The sequence below is a fragment of the Pontibacter sp. Tf4 genome (assembly GCF_014212495.1).
GTDB lineage: Bacteria > Bacteroidota > Bacteroidia > Cytophagales > Hymenobacteraceae > Pontibacter.
The window spans coordinates 20401-37629 of sequence record NZ_JACKZC010000006.1 but is presented as its reverse complement, the minus strand read 5'-3'; the positions used below and the strand labels follow the sequence as shown (position 1 = coordinate 37629).

The following is a 17229-nucleotide window of genomic DNA, read 5'->3' as shown; positions in this document are numbered from 1 at the left end:
CTGCATGTTCACTTTAATTTTCGCTGCTATGTTTAAAAAGCGTATTTCCCTGCTGATTTTACTTTTTGCCGTTATGGTTTCCACTGCAAGCCAGGCACAAACTATAGCCGGCCACGAGGCCTGGCTGCACGAATACAACGCAGCCCTAAAGCAGGCAAAAACGGCACACAAACCCATTCTGATGGTGTTTGCCGGCTCCGACTGGTGCAAGCCCTGCATCCTGCTGAACAAAGAAGTCTGGAACACCGACACGTTTGCAAACTATGCCAAAGACAACCTGGTATTGCTGGAACTGGACTTTCCCCGTTTCAAGAAAAACCAGTTGCCTGCCCAGCAGGTAAAGCACAACGAACAACTGGCCGAGAAGTATAACACAGAGGGCGTTTTTCCGCTGGTTGTGCTGCTGGATGAGGAAGGCAACGTGATCTCGAAGACCGGATACAAAACCGGAGGCCCTGAAGCCTACGTAGAACACCTGAACAAACTGTTGCACCACTAACAAAGAACCATTTACTATGCTGCATCGCCTGCGCTTACTTGTTTTATGTAGTTTGCTGCTGATGCAGATACAGGCCATTGCCCAGGGAGCACCTTCTTCTGCCAAAGCGCACAAGAAGGTGCTCCTTTTAATGGGTACCCGTTTCGAGCTGGTAGCTGTTTCTGAAAACGAGCAGTTGGCCAATAACGCCATAGATGCCGGTGTAAACGAGATAAAACGCATCGAAGCCCTGATCTCGGAGTGGCAGCCTACCAGCCAGACAAGCGCCATTAACCGGGCCGCAGGTTCCATGCCTGTTTCCGTCGATCCTGAACTATACCACCTTATTGAAAGAAGTATCAAGGTTTCCAGGCTTACTGATGGTGCGTTTGATATATCGTTTGCAGCCGCTTATAAACTATGGAAGTTTGATGGCACCATGACGCAGATGCCTGCACCGGAACAGGTTGCAGCCTCTGTCAAACACATCGGGTACCAGCGCATCAAACTCAACTCTGCCAACTATAGTGTCTTTCTGGACGATCCGGAAATGAAGATCGGGTTTGGGGCCATTGGCAAAGGCTATGCGGCCAACCGGGCCCGCGATGTGATGCGCAAAATGGGCATTAAGGCCGGCGTAGTGAATGCCGCCGGGGACATGGTAACCTGGGGAAAACAACCTGATGGCCAGCCCTGGTACATCGGCATCGCCGACCCGGCCGAAAAAGACAAGGTATTCAGCTGGCTAACAGCCAGCGAAACCGCTATCGTTACCTCCGGCGATTATGAGAAATTTGTGGAAATTGATGGCAAACGCTACGGCCACATCATCGACCCACGCACCGGTTACCCTGCCAGCGGCCTGAAAAGCGTAACCATTATTTGCCCCGATGCCGAGCTGGCCGATGCCCTGGCAACCGCTACGTATGTACTGGGCCCGGAGGATGGCTTGTACCTGATCAATCAACTGAAAGGTGTGGAGTGCCTGCTGATAACGGATAAAGATGAAATGCTTGCCTCCGATAACCTGAGCCTGCACTTTTACCAGAACACATCATCGCCCCGAAAGGAAAGCAAAACAGCCACTGAGCAACCTTAAAACCCGACAAACTATGAAAACCTGCGTTAAACCGGCATCCGTCTTTACAGGCCTGCTTATAGTTGCACTGCTGAGCAGTTGCGAGGCCGTAAAGCCTTATCAGAAGTCGTACCTGAACGAAGAGGAAATGCAGCTGAGCGCCCGCAAAGTGCAGACCTTTGAAATGAATTTTGAAAGCTACCGGGAAGGGGCTTCCGGGGCAACAGGCGGTAAAATGGGAGGAGGCTGCGGATGCAACTAAGGTATATCGGGGTGCTGGTGGCCTGTTCGGTGGCCACGGCAACTATGGCGCAGCAAACTACTTCAACAACTACTACCAATGGGCGCCGGGTGCGCGAACTTTCGCCTACGGAAGTGAACATACTGGGCAGCTACTATAGCCAGACCGGGGAACACTCGCCGGTTACGGGAGGCGTTGGCACCGAAGAACTGACCGACGTGACGCCCACCATCATTGTGAATGTGCCCCTGGATACGGTGACCAACCTGAACGTGAATTTCGGGATGGATTTCTATAGTTCGGCCTCTTCCGACAAGATAGACTATAACGTTTCCAGTGCCTCTAAGTCCGATACCCGCACCCACCTGAACGTAGGGTTGAGCCGCCGCAACAATGCCCGCCGCACTATAAAAGGCATTACCCTCGGCGGCTCCACCGAGTACGATTACCAGTCACTGTCGGTAGGGGTGAACTGGGCTGTGCTTTCCAAAGACGGAAACCGGGAGCTGAGCCTGGGCGCACTGGCCTTTTTTGATACCTGGTCGCGTATCTACCCGATAGAGCTGCGCAGCCAGGGCGAGTTGCTGAGCGAAGATAAACGGCAGTCCTATAGTTTGTCGGCCACCTTTTCGCAGGTCATCAACCAGAAACTGCAGGCAGCCCTTTCCTCAGACATTGTGTACCAGACCGGCCTGCTCTCCACGCCCTTCCATAGGGTATATTTTACAGACCGGGAACAGCCCGACATTGAGCGCCTGCCCGAAAACCGCTACAAATACCCGGTCGGGTTGCGGGTTAGCTACTACACCTCCGATTACCTGACCATGCGTTTCTTTTACCGGTTTTATACTGATAGCTGGGGCATGACGGCCAATACCATTGAGCTAGAAACACCCATCAAAATAGGGCCGTTCTTTTCCTTTTACCCCTTTTACCGCTACCACACCCAAACGGCTGTAGATTACTTTGCACCATACAAAGCACATTCCTCCACCGAAGAATTCTATACTTCCGACTACGACCTGGCAGGTATCAACAGCCACAAAGCCGGGCTTGGTGTGCGCTATTCTCCCCTGGAGGGTATCACGCATTTTGGCCTCCCTTTTTCCAGGAACACCACGCAGTTTAAAAGTGTAGAACTACGGGGAGGCAACTACTGGCGCAGTGATGGCCTGAAAGCCTTTATCATCAGCGCCGACCTGGGCTTTACCATACCGGTTAGCAGATAAAAGTACTTATTCTTTCATAAGTTACAGGCGTATGAAACTGGTTTTTCTTTATCGTAGCAGGTATCGTTTTCTGCAAGGTTTTCTGCTGTTTATTGTAACGGCAGCGCATGCTCAGGTGCCCCCAGTAACTATAGATACGGTTGGTTATGGCCATAGTGTGGATACCTTGCAACAGGTACTTCCGGTACAGTTGCCGCAGGGTGGTGGTCGGAAAGCATCTGTATTAAAAAACGGAGCTCTTATAGTTGCCGGCGTTGGTGTCTGGACAGCAACTTTTGCCTGGGTGGATGAGCCGGTTCAGCGGTTTATGTTTTCTCACAGGTCGCAGGCTGGGGATAAGATTGCGACTGTGGTAGAGCCCTTTGGCCGGCAGCATTATATGCTGCCGCTTGCTGTTACAGCTGCTGCAACAGGTATGCTCCTGAAAGATAAAAATCTGGAGAAAGCAGGCATTCTGGCAGTGGGTAGTATTATGGTGAGCGCCGGAATTACAGAAGGATTAAAGCATCAGTTTCACCGGCACAGGCCAAACAGCGGCGATGATAATCATTTTTTTGACGGCCCGTCCCTGAGCCCGGCGCATACCTCTTTGCCCTCTTCCCACACCACTACGGCGTTTGCCATGGCAACTTCCGTCGCGTCTGTTTACCGTTACGAGCATCCCGCCGTACCACCCATAGCGTATGGCGTAGCAACGTTGGTGGGTTTATCGCGCATACACGATAACGCCCACTGGACAACCGATGTGCTGGCAGGCGCCCTGGTAGGGTATGTATCAGCAAAGGGAACCCTGTATCTTTATGACGTGCTGGACCAAAAGCTGAAGATACGGAAACAAAAGCTGTTAATCACGCCGCAGCCCGGAATCAGATTTGGAGGCGTTAGTGCCCTGCTCATTTTTTAGTTATAATATCGCTGCCTGCCTCTTTTACAGGCTTACTATAGTTGGCCAACGGCTAAAGTATTACCAGCGGGCGCATGGAAGATGGAATGCCGTGAATGACCGGATGATGTGCTGCGGGGCTTTCTGCGGTACTGCAGCTCATCCAGGCTAATGTACAAAGCTACTCCGGCGGCGTTCGGCTGGTAGGTTGGAATGAGTGTGAAAGGTTTCCGGCCCCAGCGGTTGCGGTGCGAAAGGTAAGAAAGGTGAGAGGATAAAATACCAATGCCAGCCCCAACAAACACATCTGACTGCCAGTGCTTGTTTTTTAACATACGCATGGCTGCCACACTCGTAGCTATACCATAGGCGCCTACTCCGTACCACTGGCTGTGGTGGCGCAGCTCGGTATGCACGATTGAAGCCGCCAGGAAGGCCTGGGCCGTATGTCCGGATGGCATGGCTTTGTTGTCTTCGCCGTTCGGCCGCTCCAGTTTTGTTACTTCCTTCAGCCCGAAAACCAGGGCAGCCATCACTGCTTCGGCTTTGAGGGTAACCAGTGCTGTGTTTACAAAGTCGTTGTTTGATTTTACCTGTAACAGGTTTACAAGGGCCAGCTCTACATAGGGTGCTACCAGGAGCGGGTTGTCAAGCCAGGTATCAAAATTCGGATAGGCTTCCAGTATATCTTCCCGTGCATCATAACTCGAGTAAATGCCATTATCCCTTATAGTACTCACCCCATACCCGATAAGCACCGCCGGAATGATAGTTGCCTTAAACAGTTTAGATTTATAAAAAGGGACTTTCAAGCTATCGGGCCGCGATTTCTCATATTTTCTGAGCGTATCTGTTTCCTGCGCCAGTAGTTCCTGGCCACACGAACCAAGCATCAGCATAAAAGTAAGCCAGATTGTAAAAATGTTTTTCATAGGAATTGATGTTTAAGAGTACGGGTTGTTAAACAGCGCTTTGCCATCGGATCAAAGGTTACATTGCAGCCTGGAGTATACTGGAAGTACGTAGAAAGGATGGCACCTTGTTTTATTTTCAGTATGCAGTTTCAGGTACGCCTTACGCAACTATAAAGTGCAGTTATTTAAAACAGGCCTTCAACTATAGTTAGCAGCCATCATCTTTCTGTTTCCAGATACAAACCCGGGAATATGAAAGCTATGTCAGCCTCTGCTATCGCAAACAAATCGGAAGCATCCAAGTATAGCAACTCACCGTTATACAGTTCATAAGTTGCCGTGTTTAAAACAAGCAGCTCTACTTTCATTCACTTCATTAAAATGAATCCTTATGAAATGGCAAGGCAGAAGAAAAAGTACTAACATAGAAGACCGCAGGGGGCAGGGAGCAGGTGGTTTCGGAGGTGGCAGGGGCATCAGCCCGATGCTGCTGGTACCGTTGTTCCGCTTGCTTTTCTCTAAAGTAGGGTTGATCATTGTGGCAATACTGGTCGTGATCATGTTTCTGACAGGCACCAACCCTTTGGCGCTGCTGCAGCAGTTTATGGGCGGTGAACCACAGTATGCCCAGTCAACCGGGTACGAGCCAAGCCCGGCAGAGCAAAAACTTGCCGACCAGACGGCTGTGGTGCTGGCAGATACCGAAGATTTCTGGAGCAAGACCATTCAGGGCTACCGGGATCCTACGCTTGTGCTGTTCTCCGATCAGGTAAGCTCTGCCTGCGGGCTTGCTTCCTCCGCCTCCGGGCCGTTTTACTGCCCCGGCGACGAGAAACTATACATCGACCTTAGCTTTTTCCGGGAAATGGAAGATAGGTTTGGCGCAGCAGGAGACTTTGCCCAGGCCTATGTGGTGGCCCACGAGGTAGGGCACCATGTACAGCACCTGACCGGTACCATGGATCAGGTAAACGCCATGCGTGGCCAGCTATCCGAAACAGAATTTAACCAGCTGATGGTAAGGGTAGAATTACAGGCTGATTTTTATGCCGGCGTATGGGCACACCATACTCAAAAATCGACAGGATTTATGGAGCCCGGCGACCTGGAAGAAGCCCTGAATGCTGCAAGTGCCATTGGGGATGACCGTCTTCAGAAGCAGGCCACCGGAAGGGTAGTGCCGGATTCTTTTACGCACGGTACATCAGCCCAACGCGTGCGCTGGTTCCGGAAGGGCTTTGAGACAGGCGATGTGTCGCAGGGCGATACGTTTAATGCCCCAGTACTATAGTAAGTATAGTAACTATAGTTTAAACCAGACTTGCTATAGTTTAGCAACAAAGCCACCCGAAATGTGGCTTTGTTGTTGGCCTGGCTATCCGGGGCATCATCCCAGGCAGGCGCTTTAGGTTCTGTTTAGATTGCCGGAATTTCTTCTTCTGCTGGTGCAGGTGTAGACGATCTGAACAGGTCATTCTGGTTCACCCGACCCTTTGGGTCTGCGCCGTAGCGGTTGTTGCCGTGGTCTCCGTCCCCAAACAGCATCCAGAGTCCGTAAAAAGGAATCAGCTGGTAGAAGCCTGAATTGCCACGATCGTGGCATCTTTTGGTACCGGAAGCAAGGCTGATCCAGCATGCCAGCAGAATGGAAACACCAAAAAAGATGATGGCTCCCATGGCAGCAGACTCCCCAGCGAAAAGTGAGATGCCGAAAACAAAGAACAGGAAGCACATAACCATAGAGGTAAGGATTTGAGTAACGGCGTACTCGGTTCTGCGGATTCGTCCGCTAAAAGAGAAGATGTTTGACATAGGTGTTTGTTTAAAATAGTTGGAAAGATTAAAGCACAATGTAAGTATAATATATGGAAAATACTATACTATAAGTATGGTATTGATAGGGGGCTGTGTCGGAAATTCTAGAAGCAACGAAAACCGGCCAATTTGCAGAAAATTAGCTGGTTATGATAGCGGGCAGAGAGGATAAACTATAGAACCCGACTGGTAATTGCTTACAAGTTTAAAACCTGCGTGTTGTCCAGCTTTTTATTGGGATGAATGAAGTAGGAGTATAGCTGAAATATATTCACTGCACAATCAGGTGCTACACATCATCACCTGAGCGGTAAATGAGTAGAAGCTTACCCCAGAAATGATGACCTTAATTCAGCTTAAGAAATTTAACTGTTTCTTTGCGTTCACTTGTTGTTAAAACGTAGCTGCCAGGTTGCAGGTCCGAAACGGGTAAACTATAGTTGTATTCAGTACCGGTACAGGCAAAAGTCTTGATTACTTTACCGAAGTGGTTTATAATAAAGATCTTTTCCGGGGCCTTATGGTCCTTGAAAGATACATACAATACATCCCGTACAGGATTTGGATATAGTTGCAAACCTTCCTTGCTAGGTGATCGCTTAACCGGCACTGTTCTGGAATACATATGCGAGCCATCTGTATCTACCTGCCTTAAGCGGTAGTATGCTGTGCCGGAAAACGGTCTTCTATCCTCAAAATGATAGGTATTTTTAATGTTGCTGTTGCCCGCACTTCTTATGGTTCCTATCGTTTCGAATTGTCTTCCATCAGGGCTTCGTTCAATCTCAAAGCGGTCGCTGTTTTTTTCGGAGGCTGTTATCCAGGTAAGCCGGGTAGCATTGTTATGTGGCTTTGCTGTAAAAGAAATAAGCTCTACAGGAAGAATGCTTATACTACGAACAGATCTGAAATTTACTGATAGATCATCAATAGCGTACATGCCATCGAGAAGAGAGGCGTCTTTGCCGGACCACCTGAACCAGATGGTATCCCCTTCTGCAAGGGTTAAGTCTATATTTCCGGAGATGGCCGCTCTGTTGGCAGGCAGGTTGCCATTCACAGCACCTGCAGTTGTAGTAGTAGTAAGTATTTCAGCTAAATCCATCTTTGGTAATGGCACCCAGCTTGCAGCAGCATCATTTATCCCGGTGGCATTTAAACTATACTCAAATGTGTAAACTTCATTTGTCTCATTTGAAGACCCTGAACGCCACTGCTCCATAACTCCCGACAACTCGATTGAAAGTACAGGCACTCCGGTTTGGTTAGTAAATCCCGCTCCAAACCTTGGCCCCGTCGATCCCGAACTCAAAGCCCCAAGGGCCCTGTCTGTTGCGTTTGTTGTTCCGACATTATACATCTTTCCTTCCAGGCTCCCTCCCGAGCCATCAGAAACAGAAATTGTGAGTGCCTCTCCGATGGTTTTGTCTCCGGTATGCCTTACAGCTGACCAACCTGTTGGAAAAGTAGTGCCTGTTTGGCCCATGTCATCAAAGTTTTCCACAAGAGCTACATCCGCCTGGGAAATTATGATCTGGCCTTTACTATTAAATGGCTGTAAAATCCCAAAAAGAATTAACAGCAAACTGACTTTAGGTTGGAGCGATTTTAGGAGCAAGGAATACATTTGTAAAAGAATTCTTTTTGATTTCACGGATAGGAATAGAAGCCTATTAGCGAGATCAAATTTTTAACTGACGCTTAATAAATTAACTGTCATAAAGTTAGATAGATAAATCTTAATATTATCGACAAACTATGTTATATAAATGTTAATTGCATCATATGACGCTTGACGCCAACTATAAGGCTGGTAGAAGTATATAACTACCGTTAATAGCACCAGCGATTTCACAATCAGGCAATCCGCTTTTATGGTGTCTCTCCTGCTTCTTTTAAAGTGAAAATAGTTATTGGGTTTGTTAAGTGTATTAAACCAAAGGCTGGTAAGCTGAGGCAGGTAACCAATAACTCTTACAAGTCGGAACAGTATACTTGTCTGATAAGCAGGTTTCCTAAGCCTGGCAGTGAAAAAATAAAAAATAGAATGCGGTTAGTTACAGTAAAAGCTCCCTCCGGACAAGGAAAGAACATAGCTCAGATTGCTTTCGAGTCTGAAATTGAGCACGTATCTATACTACAGTCACGCCAATACAGCTCAAACCAAAGTCAAACAGAACTGGATGTGGTGGAGATCGAAACCGCCACACCAAAAGCCAGGAAGTTCCTGGAGAGCCTGATGGTTTCTTCTATCTATGATCCTGAAACATTCACTTTCTCCGTGCGGCATCCGGAGTCGATATTTGGGGATGAACCTCCTAAGGAAGAAACCTGGCCGATTGTAAGGCCTACTACAGACGTGTATCAAGAGCTGTGGCAATTTACTCAGGTTACAAAAAGTCTTGTTGGCAGGGTTTTTCTCTCTGCTATTTTACTTGCCTACGGGATGGTAGAGGATATGCTTCCGCTCATTATTGCCGGTCTCTTGTTTTTACCTTACCATCACCACATGCTCGGGATAGGTTTGGGTATACAGCTTCGGGAATGGCGCTTTCTGTGGCAGGGACTTCTGGCGCTGTTGGTTACTACTGTCCTCATTGTGGCTGCAGGTGCTTGTGTCGCGCTCTTTACCAATCCCCCCATCGGATTTGAAGAATTTGGTACCCCGTTAGCCGGGATAGTGCTTTCTGCTGTTATCGGTATTGCAGCGGCGTTGGCCGCAATGGACGACGCCGGACGCCGGGAACTCATTGGCTTAGCTGCCACGGCGCATATTTCAGTTTATCCGGCCTGGTTTGGACTCAAATTAATTTTTGGGTTTGATGCAGCAGATACGTGGGCAGAGCATTTGTTAACCTTCAGCCTCAATATTTCTACGTTGATTTTAGCTGCATGTCTTACATTCTTGGTTTTGGGAATGAAAGGTAAGGGTATCCGCCGCTTTGCCAGAAGGTGATCAGGTGCCGATATCGCGCAGTTTAACTGCGATTATAAAAAAACGCGAAACGATTCCTCTCCCTAAGTATACGTTGTTGCAACCGGGCTTTTACTCTGCTTAGGGTAGTATGAGATAAGCCGGTATGGCTACGCTATAGTTTGATGTATAAACTTAGCTCCAAATCAAGAATTAGTCTTGCAAAGTAATTACCTCAAACTATTAAAGTAATTACATATAAAATTTAAAATTTAACTTACATTTACCTGAAGTAGAAAGAAATTACTTCTGAATTATCTTTTAAGGATGATGTGTTAACCTATCCCGGATCAACAAAATGCGTGAAAAGCCTTTACAGTTTAAGCCAGCAGATCCGGATGATATTACCTACATTCTTGCCCTGCTTGCTACCCAACACCCTGTCTGCTTAGAACTACAGAACGAATTCTATAAACACGCTATATCGATACAACTACAGGAAGGGGAGCACCTGCTGTACGAAGGGGGCAGGTGCAATTACATGTACTTTATAAGAGAAGGTGCGCTTATGGCGTACTCCACACACAAACGGAAAAGGATTACTACCTATATTTCGGTCGAGAACGAGTTTGTCAGTTCCTTGTCGGGGCTGTACGGCGAGCAACCATCCCGGGAAGCTATAGTTGCCATAGAGCCTACGCTTGTGCTGGGCGTACATACCGATATATTACAGGACTGGTATAAGCGCTATTTTGACCTGAATTATATTATCCGGCAGGTGTACGAGAATTATTACCGCGATGCACAGGAGAGGACGCATGTTATTCGTGTTGGAAATGCGACAGAGCGCTACTTATACTTTGTAAATTCCAAGCCCGGGTACATCGAACGGCTACCCCTGAAGTGTGTTGCTTCGTTCCTGGACATGAAGCCGGAAACACTATCACGGATCATAAAGCAGGCGAAAGTTAAGGAACAGGACCAGGATGGCGGATACCTGCTTCAGCGGGTAGAGCAATTCATGCTTACGTCTGAATGCTATAAAGAAAAGACGTTAAAAGTCAATGATCTGGCCGCGAGGCTGCAGATTCCTTCCTACAAACTATCGCAGGTACTGAACGTGTTTGCTAACTCCAGTTTCAACGATTTTGTAAATAACTACCGCATTGCATACCTCAAATTGCAGTTAGAGAAAGATGGTTCTCTGCAAAACTATACCATCGAAGCTTTAGCCCTGCAAGCAGGTTTTGCCTCGAGGAGCGGATTTTACAAAGCATTTAAGAAGTCAGAAGGAATTAGCCCCAAGGAGTATTTAGCAGCTTCGAAAACTATAGTTTAGCGCTACTTACAGATAAAAAGAGGTTGTGTTATCCTGTCCGGAGTTGCTCTTGATTAAACAGGCAAAGCAGTTAAGAGCTTGCTTATAACACAAGTTGAGTAAGCGTAACTGCAATTATAGTTCTTGTCCTTCCATTACAATCGCCATCTTTTCGGGCTAAACCCTTTTTGCTTCCAATCAGACCTATCAAAAGCATTTCTGCTACAATAGTAATTAACACTTCTTCGGGAATTATTTGTGTCCGTTTTTAATACGAGACAAACCAGTGCAATTCTATATTGGATGGACGCTAACTTAAACTATAACTTGCGCTACTATTTAAATGCTCTTATTACAAGATCTACTTTAAGTATTCAGCCTCAGCAGAAACCGAACTATAGTTTGGTATTTGCATTACAGTTAACATCCTGAAATATATAGTATTTGGGTTTTAACTGTTTGGTTTTAAGGTGCTACCTATATAGCCCTCCCCGCTTTCCCGCTTCCAGAGTTACTACCGAAAACGATGAAATTAAACCAGTTTCAGCATAAAGCTGAAGCTTACATGTATTCAGTATCAAATTTCAATTTATAGCCAAACCTTTACCCCCTATTTATGAAACATGCTGTTGCACGTCCTGCTCATCAGGGCGCTGTATCAACCGTTTTCCTTCGGTTGCTTTATAACGTGCAGTCGACCTTCGCAGCCAGGTGCCACTTTCAGGTAACTATAGTTCTGGCCGTGTTTTGCACCAGCAAACAGCAATGTTTTACTCCAGCCAACTAATCAACAACCAACCTCTTTATATGAAACAATTTTACATGCAGTTGTCCGCTTTGTGGGGCCATCCCAAATCCCGTGGATCAGCAAAAATGAAAGGACTGTTCCTGGTCCTTGCCTTCATGTGTTCTGTGCTAAGTGCACAGGGGCAGCAGACGTTTACTTTTAATTATACAGGTACTACTCAGGAATTTACGGTTCCTGCTGGTGTAGCATTGATAGAGATAAAAGTTAGTGGAGCCTCTGGTGGAAGTAACGCATCTTGGGGAGGTTTAGGTGGTATTGCAACTGGTAATTTATATGTAACACCAGGGCAGGTTCTACAAATCAATGTAGGCGGAATGCCTAACGGACAATTAGGAGGCTTCAATGGAGGCGGTAGAGGATTATGCTTTAATGGAGGAGGTGGAGCTACAGATGTTCGTATTTCACCTTTTACGTTGAATGATAGAAAAATAGTAGCTGGCGGTGGCGGTGGCCAATTGGGCAACGGCCTGGCAGGTAGTGGAGGGGGATTAGTAGGAGGTACCGCTTCAGGCGGGTATAATCCAACGTATCAACCAACAGGAGGTACACAAACAGCAGCTGGGACACCTGGTACTGGCGGTGGTTTTGGATTAGGACAAAGTACAAGTAGCTTAGGTGGATATTGCGGCGGCGGCGGTGGCGGCGGCTGGTATGGCGGTGGAGCAGTAGATCCTGCTTTAGGTAGTAACGTTTCTGGTGGCGGTGGCTCCAGTTATATAAATGGGGTCCTTAATGGTTCAACCACAGCAGGTGTAAACTTGGGGCACGGTAAAGTAGAAATTAAAGTGCTTTATGGTGTAACTCTTACCGAAACCCAATCTATCTCATGTGCTGGCGACGCCACAGGCGAACTTACTGCGACAGTATTAGGTGGTACTGCGCCTTATACCTATAGTTGGTCACCAACTGGCGGGAATGGTACTACTGCTACTGGTTTAACCGCAGGCTCCTATACTGTAACCGTAACAGATGCAGTTGGAGCTGTAACTTCTGCTACCAAAGAAATCAAAGTTAATGATACGGTAGCGCCTGTTGTAACTAAAACAGGTACAAAAGTTATTTCTATACCAGCTGGTCAATCCAGAGACTGGAACATGTTTAGCCATTCCTTCGCCGATCCGCTTCCGGTAGGTGCTGTAGTTACAGGTATAACCCTGGAATATTCCGGCAGAGATCAGAACTGGGGTGGTACAGGCGCCTGGGCAAGAATGATCGTTTCTAATACTCATATTGGGTCTAACCAGTTCTTTGGTACCAGCCAGAATTTCAAGATCGAATACAAAGGAGCTGTGCCAGGTTATGTATATGGCGGCAATAACTTCCTGAGAATGGATTTTGATACATGGCCAGGCTGGGTCGGATACTTCAATGGAGGTACCATGACGATCCATTACGAAATGATGCCTGATGTATTAGCCGAATGTAGTGCTACCATAGCAAGAGCTCCATCTGCTGTTGATGCTTGCAATGGTACCATTATAGGTACAACCACGGACCCTTTAACTTATACAACACTGGGCACACATGTAATTAACTGGAAGTTTGATGACGGAAATGGGAACATTACTACAGCTACCCAAAACGTAATAATTATAGCAGATAAAACCAATCCAGCAATAACAGCACCGCCAACGGTTACTATAAACACCGATGCAGGCAAGAACACCGCATCAGGTGTAGTGTTGGGCACACCAGTAACAGCTGATAATTGCGCACTTGGTACCACTACTAACGATGCACCGGCTACGTTCCCGGTAGGTAACACTGCTGTAACCTGGACCGTGACAGATAAGGTTGGCCATTCTGCTACAGCCACACAAATAGTAACTGTTACAGATAACGAAGCACCGGTACCAACTATAGCCACCCTGCCAGCGCTGACGGGCGAGTGTTCAGTAACTGCAACTGCGCCAACTGCTACAGACAATGTTTCAGGAACTGTTACCGGTACTACTACAGATGCCTTAACTTATACTGCACAGGGCACCTACACTATCACCTGGACCTTTACTGATGCGGCCGGCAACAAAGCTACGCAGCAACAGAAGGTTATCGTTAAAGACATCACCAAACCAAGCGTCATTACCAGGAACATCACAGTAAACCTGGATGCAACAGGTAATGCCACTATAACGGCTGCTGATGTAAACAATGGCTCTACCGATAACTGCGCTATTCCGGCTAATGGCTATAGTTTAGATAAGTCAACGTTCACTTGCGCCAACATAGGTAACAACACCGTAACCTTAATGGTAACAGATGCTGCCGGTAACACTTCTTCAGAAACTGCTATAGTTACTGTTAAAGATGTAACGCTACCAACTACGACTGCAAAAGCAATTACTGTTCAGCTGGATGCCAGCGGTGCAGCAACTATAACACCTGAGATGGTGGATAATGGTTCTTCTGATGTATGTGGAAATGTAACCTTAGCGCTTTCTAAAACTACATTTGATTGCAATAACCTGGGAGCTAACACAGTAACGTTAACCGTAACAGATGCTTCAGGAAATGTAGCTACAACTACAGCAACCGTAACTATAGAAGATAAGGTTGCTCCCAAAGCTATTGCCAAAAACATAATGGTAACATTAGATGCAACTGGCAAAGCAACTATAACCGCAGCACAGGTAAACAACGGCTCAACTGACAACTGTGGTATCGAAACGTTAGTGCTGTCTAAAACTGCTTTCGACTGCAGCAATGTGGGCGAGAACACAGTAACCTTAACTGCTACAGACAAGAGCGGAAACAGTCATGCTGCAACAGCTATAGTTACTATAGTAGACGAAACACTTCCGGTTGCGCTTGCTAAGAATATCACTGTTCAGTTAGACGCAACTGGTAATGCAACTATAACTGCGGATGAGATTAATAACGGTAGTTCAGATGCTTGCGGCATTAAATCTTTGAGCCTAAGCAAAACTGCTTTTGATTGCAGTAATATTGGTGATAACTCCGTAATATTAACGGTAACCGACAACAACGGCAATGCAGCAACAGCTACGGCTATAGTTACTGTAGAGGATAAGGTTATCCCGATCGCTAAAGCGCAGAATGTAACCATAGAGCTTGATATCAACGGTGTTGCAACTATAACCGCAGCGGCAGTAGATAATGGAAGCTCTGATGCATGTGGTGATGTAACCTTAGATTTATCTAAAACTACCTTTGGTTGCGCTAACCTGGGTGCCAATCCGGTAATCTTAACCGTTACCGATAAGAATGGCAACAAAGCAACTGCTGAGGCAACTATAATAGTAGTTGATAATATTGCTCCGGTAGCGCGTGCGAAGAACATCACGGTTCAGCTGGATGCAACGGGTAACGCAACTATAACTGCCTCGCAGGTTAACAACGGATCTTCTGACAATTGCAGCATTAAAACGATAATGCTGGATAAGACGACGTTTGATTGCAGTACAGTAGGAGAGAACGAAGTTGTATTAACGGTAACAGATGTTAACAACAACACGCACACCACTACGGCTATTGTTACCGTGGAAGATAAGGTTGCTCCGGTTGTTATCACCCGGAACATCACCGTTCAGCTGGATGCAGCTGGTAATGCAACTATAACGGCTGAAGACATTAACAATGGAAGTTCAGATGCTTGCGGTATCAAATCCATGAGCCTGAGCAAAACTGCTTTTGATTGCTCTGACATCGGAGCCAACACAGTAACCCTGACTGTAACTGATAACAACGGAAACGAATCCACCGAAACAGCTATAGTTACTGTAGAAGACAAGATTGCTCCGATTGCGCTTACCAAAAACATCACCGTAAAACTGGATGCAAACGGTAAAGCAACTATAGTTGCGGCTGACGTAGACAACGGTTCTTCGGATGTGTGCGGAACTGTAACCTTAACTATAGATAAAGCTGCATTCGATTGTTCAAATATCGGCGACAACACGGTGATACTTACTGTAACGGATGCCCATGACAACGAAACTTCTGAAAAAGCAACGGTAACTATAGTTGATGACCTGGCTCCGACAGTTATAACTCAGAACATCACTGTAAAACTGGATGCAACAGGTAACGCAACTATAACTCCTGCTATGGTCGACAATGGTTCGGCAGACAACTGCGGAATTGCCGGTATGGAGCTGGATGTAGCAGCGTTTACATGCGAGGATGCTGGTGTTAAAACTGTGACGTTAACAGTAAAAGATGTGAACGGCAATGTAGCCTCTAAAGAAGCAACTGTAACTATAGTTGATGAAATAGCACCTGCTGCATTTGCCAAAAATATCACCGCTGAGCTTGATAAGAACGGTACGGTAACTATCAAGGCAACACAGGTAAACGATAACTCTACCGATAACTGTGGTGTAGAAACGCTGGAACTTGACAAGGATACGTTCGGCTGCAGCAATGTTGGTGAAAACACAGTTAAGTTAACTATAACCGATAAAGCAGGTAACAAATCAAGGGCTACAGCTATCGTAACTATAGTTGATAACATCGCACCAACTATAACTGCCCCGGCAGACCTGGTGCTGGATGTGGATGCTGGTAAAACAACTGCTTCTAATGTAGACCTTGGAACTCCGGTAACTGCTGATAACTGCGATGCTGCAGCTATAGTTGTAACCAACGATGCGCCATCAGAATATCCGGCAGGTGTAACCATCGTTACCTGGACGGCAACCGATGCATCTGGCAATAAAACGACAGCAACACAAACTGTAACCGTTCGTCAGAACATTGTATCTGTAGCGACTTTGGCAACTATAAATGTTCCGATCAGAACTACTTATGCCAATGTGCCACTTCCGGCAACAGTAGAGGTAACCTACACCAACGGTCAGAAAGAAGCGATTGGCGTAACCTGGGCACAGGGTACTTACAACGGCCTGGTAGCCGGCACCTACGTACTTGTCGGTGAGTTAATTCCTGCACCGAACACGACCAACCGTAACAGCAAAGTAGCTACCATATCGGTAGTAGTAGAACCGAACAAAGCACCTACCAACCTTGCTTTCAGTGCGACTACTTTTGTCCCCGAAGCCAAGACAGATGATGTGATTGGAACGCTAACTACGACTGATGCCGACGACACTGAATTTGTGTACACGCTGGTAGCTGGTGAAGGGGATGCAGGTAACAGCCTGTTCGAGATCAGAGGTGATAAGGTATACCTGAAGAGCAACAACGGTTTATCTGGTAAAACTACTTTCAGCATCAGAGTTCGCAGTACCGACCCTTACCAGAACACGATCGAAAAGGTATTTACCCTTAACAAAGAGCCTTATACCAAACCAGTTGATAAACTGAAGATCGTGAATGCATTCTCGCCAAATGGTGATGGCATGAACGACACCTGGACCATACCGGAGCTTCGCTTCTACAACAGTGTGGAGATCGAGGTATTCGACAGAGCTGGGGTTAGGCTGTTCCATACAACAGATCCGGAAAAAGGATGGGACGGACGCGGCCTGAACGGACAGATCCTGCAGGGCGCCTTCTTCTACATCGTGCAGGTGAAAGATATCAACCTGGTGAAAAAAGGTGTCGTGACCATTCTTAAGAAGTAATCAAT

13 protein-coding genes are annotated in these 17229 nt (G+C 46.8%); 10 read left to right on the top strand and 3 right to left on the bottom strand.

Annotated features, from left to right (window positions below):
- The first annotated feature begins 28 nt into the window (after positions 1–28).
- From H7F15_RS10970 to H7F15_RS10950, 5 genes are read left to right on the top strand one after another with little or no spacing between them, the layout of a single operon-like run.
- On the top strand, positions 29–499 hold the full coding sequence (locus tag H7F15_RS10970) for a thioredoxin family protein (RefSeq protein ID WP_185197024.1): 471 nt from the start codon (positions 29–31) through the stop codon (positions 497–499).
- A 16-nt stretch (positions 500–515) separates the two neighbouring features.
- Positions 516–1577, top strand: a complete 1062-nt coding sequence (locus tag H7F15_RS10965) for an FAD:protein FMN transferase (protein WP_185197023.1) — start codon at positions 516–518, stop codon at positions 1575–1577.
- Between the two features lie 13 nt (positions 1578–1590).
- Entirely contained in the window at positions 1591–1818 is a 228-nt protein-coding gene (locus H7F15_RS10960; RefSeq protein WP_185197022.1) for a DUF4266 domain-containing protein, read from the top strand.
- Complete coding sequence (locus H7F15_RS10955) at positions 1809–3026, top strand: DUF3570 domain-containing protein (RefSeq protein ID WP_185197021.1); 1218 nt, start codon at positions 1809–1811, stop codon at positions 3024–3026. Before H7F15_RS10960 ends, H7F15_RS10955 begins: the two co-directional genes overlap by 10 nt.
- 31 nt (positions 3027–3057) lie before the next feature.
- On the top strand, positions 3058–3930 hold the full coding sequence (locus H7F15_RS10950; RefSeq protein ID WP_185197020.1) for a phosphatase PAP2 family protein: 873 nt from the start codon (positions 3058–3060) through the stop codon (positions 3928–3930).
- 35 nt (positions 3931–3965) lie between these two features.
- Here the strand turns inward: H7F15_RS10950 and H7F15_RS10945 are convergent, their stop codons facing one another.
- On the bottom strand, positions 3966–4841 hold the full coding sequence (locus H7F15_RS10945) for a phosphatase PAP2 family protein (RefSeq protein ID WP_185197019.1): 876 nt from the start codon (positions 4839–4841) through the stop codon (positions 3966–3968).
- A 373-nt stretch (positions 4842–5214) separates the two neighbouring features.
- On the opposite strand from H7F15_RS10945, the gene H7F15_RS10940 reads away from it, so the two are divergent.
- On the top strand, positions 5215–6114 hold the full coding sequence (locus H7F15_RS10940) for a neutral zinc metallopeptidase (RefSeq protein ID WP_185197018.1): 900 nt from the start codon (positions 5215–5217) through the stop codon (positions 6112–6114).
- Positions 6115–6239: 125 nt separating this feature from the next.
- On the opposite strand, the gene H7F15_RS10935 is transcribed toward H7F15_RS10940, so the two are convergent.
- Both H7F15_RS10935 and H7F15_RS19645 read right to left on the bottom strand, forming a co-directional pair.
- Positions 6240–6635: a DUF805 domain-containing protein gene (locus H7F15_RS10935; protein WP_185197017.1), complete on the bottom strand. Its 396-nt coding sequence runs from the start codon at positions 6633–6635 to the stop codon at positions 6240–6242.
- A gap of 349 nt (positions 6636–6984) precedes the next feature.
- The gene (locus H7F15_RS19645) at positions 6985–8292 is read right to left on the bottom strand and encodes a T9SS type A sorting domain-containing protein (RefSeq protein WP_185197016.1); all 1308 of its coding nucleotides are present in this window, start codon (positions 8290–8292) and stop codon (positions 6985–6987) included.
- Positions 8293–8685: 393 nt separating this feature from the next.
- Between H7F15_RS19645 and H7F15_RS10925 the strand changes: the two genes are divergently transcribed.
- The 4 genes from H7F15_RS10925 to H7F15_RS10910 all read left to right on the top strand — a co-directional run bounded on the left by H7F15_RS10925 (position 8686) and on the right by H7F15_RS10910 (position 17224).
- Positions 8686–9594, top strand: coding sequence for a hypothetical protein (locus H7F15_RS10925; protein WP_185197015.1), 909 nt, complete (start codon positions 8686–8688; stop codon positions 9592–9594).
- A 316-nt stretch (positions 9595–9910) separates the two neighbouring features.
- Positions 9911–10891, top strand: a complete 981-nt coding sequence (locus H7F15_RS10920) for a helix-turn-helix domain-containing protein (protein ID WP_185197014.1) — start codon at positions 9911–9913, stop codon at positions 10889–10891.
- Positions 10892–11486: 595 nt separating this feature from the next.
- Positions 11487–11657, top strand: coding sequence for a hypothetical protein (locus tag H7F15_RS10915; RefSeq protein WP_185197013.1), 171 nt, complete (start codon positions 11487–11489; stop codon positions 11655–11657).
- 20 nt (positions 11658–11677) lie between these two features.
- Entirely contained in the window at positions 11678–17224 is a 5547-nt protein-coding gene (locus H7F15_RS10910) for an HYR domain-containing protein (RefSeq protein WP_185197012.1), read from the top strand.
- Positions 17225–17229 lie beyond the last annotated feature (5 nt).

Coding starts and splice junctions, on each gene's coding strand:
- H7F15_RS10970 (WP_185197024.1), top strand. CDS start 29: ATGTTTAAAAAGCGTATTTCCCTGCTGATTTTACTTTTTGCCGTTATG.
- H7F15_RS10965 (WP_185197023.1), top strand. CDS start 516: ATGCTGCATCGCCTGCGCTTACTTGTTTTATGTAGTTTGCTGCTGATG.
- H7F15_RS10960 (WP_185197022.1), top strand. CDS start 1,591: ATGAAAACCTGCGTTAAACCGGCATCCGTCTTTACAGGCCTGCTTATA.
- H7F15_RS10955 (WP_185197021.1), top strand. CDS start 1,809: ATGCAACTAAGGTATATCGGGGTGCTGGTGGCCTGTTCGGTGGCCACG.
- H7F15_RS10950 (WP_185197020.1), top strand. CDS start 3,058: ATGAAACTGGTTTTTCTTTATCGTAGCAGGTATCGTTTTCTGCAAGGT.
- H7F15_RS10945 (WP_185197019.1), bottom strand. CDS start 4,841: ATGAAAAACATTTTTACAATCTGGCTTACTTTTATGCTGATGCTTGGT.
- H7F15_RS10940 (WP_185197018.1), top strand. CDS start 5,215: ATGAAATGGCAAGGCAGAAGAAAAAGTACTAACATAGAAGACCGCAGG.
- H7F15_RS10935 (WP_185197017.1), bottom strand. CDS start 6,635: ATGTCAAACATCTTCTCTTTTAGCGGACGAATCCGCAGAACCGAGTAC.
- H7F15_RS10925 (WP_185197015.1), top strand. CDS start 8,686: ATGCGGTTAGTTACAGTAAAAGCTCCCTCCGGACAAGGAAAGAACATA.
- H7F15_RS10920 (WP_185197014.1), top strand. CDS start 9,911: ATGCGTGAAAAGCCTTTACAGTTTAAGCCAGCAGATCCGGATGATATT.
- H7F15_RS10915 (WP_185197013.1), top strand. CDS start 11,487: ATGAAACATGCTGTTGCACGTCCTGCTCATCAGGGCGCTGTATCAACC.
- H7F15_RS10910 (WP_185197012.1), top strand. CDS start 11,678: ATGAAACAATTTTACATGCAGTTGTCCGCTTTGTGGGGCCATCCCAAA.